Below are 1,142 nucleotides of genomic sequence, written 5' to 3' on the forward strand. Positions count from 1 at the left end.
AGTTTTTTCTCGACGAAGCAAATAACTACCACGACGCCCTTTAACCATATCACCGGCAACCGCCCCCTGCTTTTTACCTGGTTTCTTAGTACTCAGTGCCAGATAGTACTTTTCGATGGTTTTATTCTGGAGCATTTCACTTATTGCTTTGTTCGAGGCCTGAGTCTTTGCGAAAACCATCAATCCAGAAGTCATTTTATCTAAGCGATGAACAGGGAAAAGCTGCTCAGATTCGAACTGAAGCCTAACCTTTTGCACAATCCCTTGAAGTAGGTCATCACAGTGAAAAGGGATACCAGCTGGCTTATGAACGGCAAGAAGATTAGCATCTTCAAATAGCGTTATTAAGCTTTCATCAGTTTCTGAACTCACCAGCCGGCCTACTGAATTTCTAGTAAAGACATTGGCGCGACAGGGGCAGTTTTTGATTTTAATTGCTCTTGGGCAGCAAAATGATTCGTAGCATAGGGTGAATCTTCAGGCTCAGATAGAATATTCGGCCTAACAATGCGGTGATAAGTAAAACGAAGCGGAAACATCGCTACATCCGCAACAAGATCTTTCGCCATTGTCCAGCCAGAGATATCTTTATAAAGATTATTGTAGGTGCCGACCATAGCAAACAAAGATCTAGATAAGTGTAGATAATCGCTCTTAATGGTCATATCAAGCTGATAGGTATTAGACATTAAATGCAAGGCAGTCTGTAAACGCTGGCGCAAGCCTTCCTGCCCCTCTTCATAAAGGCGAAACATAAAGTCTCTACCCAATGGGGTAACGTTCTTTTTAATCAATGTTTCTTCAAGCGCTGTTTTAATCTCGTCATAGCGTTCCAGGTTTCCTTTTTGGCCCTTACTCATTTGAATAAGAGTCATCGTCAGCATATCAACATCGCCACTCAATACCGACGCCAGGTAACGACCTACCATTCCCCACTTACCACGCATATCGACGGCATTTCCCCAATCAATAAGGAACAACCTGGCATCGAGATCTACCATCACATTTCCAGGGTGAAGATCTCCGTGAAACTCCTGGTGTATCAGAAGATGTTCAAGCATGGTGTATAGGAAATTGTCGGCAAGTTTTCTCTGAAACTTTTTCTTTCGCTTACCACGGTAACGATCTATCGCCTGGTTTAT

2 protein-coding genes are annotated in these 1,142 nt (G+C 43.0%); both read right to left on the reverse strand.

Annotated features, from left to right (window positions below; translation table 11 throughout):
- On the reverse strand, nucleotides 1-372 hold a 372-nt coding region (locus A3763_RS19860), incomplete at its 3' end, for a pseudouridine synthase (protein WP_231872263.1).
- An 8-nt stretch (nucleotides 373-380) separates the two neighbouring features.
- On the reverse strand, nucleotides 381-1,142 hold a 762-nt coding region (locus tag A3763_RS19865), incomplete at its 5' end, for an AarF/UbiB family protein (RefSeq protein ID WP_197483005.1).

The organism is Oleiphilus sp. HI0128, assembly GCF_001635365.1.